The sequence below is a fragment of the Methylibium sp. genome (assembly GCF_031393925.1).
GTDB lineage: Bacteria > Pseudomonadota > Gammaproteobacteria > Burkholderiales > Burkholderiaceae_C > Methylibium.
Genome location: NZ_JANMWL010000019.1, coordinates 1 through 2,516, shown reverse-complemented (window position 1 = coordinate 2,516; position 2,516 = coordinate 1). Strand labels below are relative to the sequence as shown.

General features: G+C 67.3%; 1 protein-coding gene. It reads right to left on the bottom strand.

The window, feature by feature from the left end; genetic code table 11:
- Positions 1 to 1,282 precede the first annotated feature (1,282 nt).
- The gene (locus RMO12_RS01345; protein WP_309637925.1) at positions 1,283 to 2,371 is read right to left on the bottom strand and encodes a transposase; all 1,089 of its coding nucleotides are present in this window, start codon (positions 2,369 to 2,371) and stop codon (positions 1,283 to 1,285) included.
- Positions 2,372 to 2,516 lie beyond the last annotated feature (145 nt).

Sequence of the window (2,516 nt, the reverse complement as noted above, 5' to 3'; positions counted from 1 at the left end):
CTCGGCGCTGTGTTCGCGCCGGCGTCGACGGCCAGCGCTGACTTCGTTGGAGATAGTGTGCACGTGTCCACCAAGAGCTTCGTGGACACGAGCATCCTAAAACGATCCGCGGCAATCAAGGTGCCGCGGCCAGACGCTTACCGTCGCGTGGTAACGCGCGGCGTGATGGTGCAGAAGTCAGCAGCGGCCATAGAAGTGTTTCGGTGCTTCACGAGAGCGGCCGATCACGAAGGGCCAAACATGCGAAGCAGGACGGAGCAACGGGCGGCTCGCTACTCGACAATGAAACCCGACCGGGCCAGTCGAGTGCGGCGCAGGCTCGAGAGGCCGGTCTTGTGCGCATTCTGTGCGTAGCCCGTGAGGGTGCGTATCGCACTTCGCATGAACCGCCCACTGCGGACCCGCACGGTGGGTGGTGTGGGGGCTGGGGGCTAGCAGCTCCTGGCTACCCGATTAGGCGCCGGCATGCGCAGCGGGAACATTTTCATGGCGGGCGTGGGGCTCTTTGCTAGGGAAGATTCCGTCGAATCAGATCTGCGTACTGGGTCATTCCTCGCTTCTCAAGCGCAGCAATGAAGACTGGCCATGGAGGAATGTTGCTTCGATAAACATTCGAGCTTGAGGTCGACATGCCACCGCCAGAAGCCGTCGACAAGCCGCCTCCGCTCGCCGTCGAGAGACCACCACCGGAGGCCGTAGATAGGCCACCGCCGGATGCCGTAGACAGGCCGCCGCCCGATGCTGTCGAGAGGCCACCGCCGGAGGCGGTAGACATCCCGCCACCCGAGGCTGTAGACATGCCGCCGCCAGAAGCGGTTGAAGCCCCGCCTCCGGACGACGTTGACATTCCTCCGCCCGAAGCGGTCGACAATCCACCGCCAGAAGCAGTGCTTTGATTACGTGGCCATGTATTGCGAGTCATGTAACTCCCCCTGTGAAGAACTCGGCGCCTAACGAATAGCGTTTATCTGACGCCGAGCCGAAGCTGATCGACGGCGCGGTAGTGCACGGCGTCGGATAAACCTCGTTGGACTGAACCGCCGGGCCGACGGTGACAGTGGGCAGTGTAAGTTTCAGTGGCCGGTGCCGGCAATGCCGATGCATGCTGCGGCGGACTGCGGCGTGTCGCCGAGGGCGCACGCTGGCAACGAAGGCGGCGTGCGGTCGATGCCACAGCGACCAGGCGCGGCCCGGCGTGCCGCCGCGGCGTGGCCGACGCAGGAGGCTCCGCGCCTGCGTGCGCAAGCCCGCGCTGAGCACGGAGTGGGGCCGCGCGTGCGCGTCATGGCGGGCCTGGACAAGCGCCCAGCAGGGGCGCTGCAAGCGCTGCCATGGCCGCGCGGTCGGCGCCGCGATGCTCGACCGCGCACCAGTGACCGAGCTTGCAATGCGTACAGCGATCGATCTCGATGGCCGCCACGCGGCGCATGAAGGCTTGCGCGTCCGCGCGCGCCTGCGGGTTGGCCGCCGGCATCGCCAGCAGCTTGCGCGCCAATGCGAGCCGCTCGGTCTTGGTCGCCGGCGCGAGCAGCCCGTAGTGGCGGATGCGCTTGAAGCCCGGCGGCAACACATGCTGTAGCAGCCGGGCGATGAACTGCTGGCCCGGCATGGCGACGGTGCGCTTGCCACCCGTGTTCTCGGCACGCACCCGCAGCAGCACCTTGTCGCCGCGATGGCCAGCAGCCGCTCGTTGCCGATGGCCGTGCGGTGTGTGTAGCGCGCCAGGTAGTCCAGCACCGCCGCCGGTCCGGCCAACGGCCGTCTTGGCATAGACCACCCAGTCGTGGCGGCGCAGCGCGCGCACGCGCTCGGCGCGCGCTGTGGACGTGGCGGCCGGATCGCGCGGCAGCACACCGGCGGCGCAGGCTTGTTGCAGCGCCTGCACGAACTTGCCCCTGAACACCCGCGACAGCGCATGCACCGGGAACAGGAAGTTGCGCGCTCGCTTGGGTTCGATCCAGTGGCCGTGGTCGTCGGCGAGCGCCCCGCAGGCCATCAGCGCGTGCACATGCAGGTGCCGGCGCAAGTCCTGCGTCCAGGTGTGCAGCACCAGGGTGAAGGCACCGATGCCACCCAGCCAGCGGGGGTTGGCAGCGAACTCGGTGAGGGTAGCCGCCGTGCACTGCATCAGCGTGTCGTAAACCCAGCGCGCATGCACGCCGGCCAGCGCATTGAGCTCGTGCGGCAGCGTGAAGACGAGGTGGCAGTACGGCACGTCGAGCAACTCGGCCAGCCGTGCCGCGCGCCAGGCGTCGCGCTGGCGGCTCTGGCGGCTCTGGCACTGTGGGCAATGCCGGTTCCTGCACGAGTGCCAGCGCCACTGCTCGGCGCCGCAGCCCTCGCAGGAAGGGCTTCGATACGCTCGGCGTATCCTGTCCTGAGCCTGTATTTCCGATCGTCCTGAGCTTGTCGAAGGAAGGATCAGCCCGAACTGTGCGGGGTCGACGGTTGCTGAACATTGTCACTAATCAGGAGCGCTCATGACTGGCAGCGCCGGCCGCCTCGCCGCCCTTCTG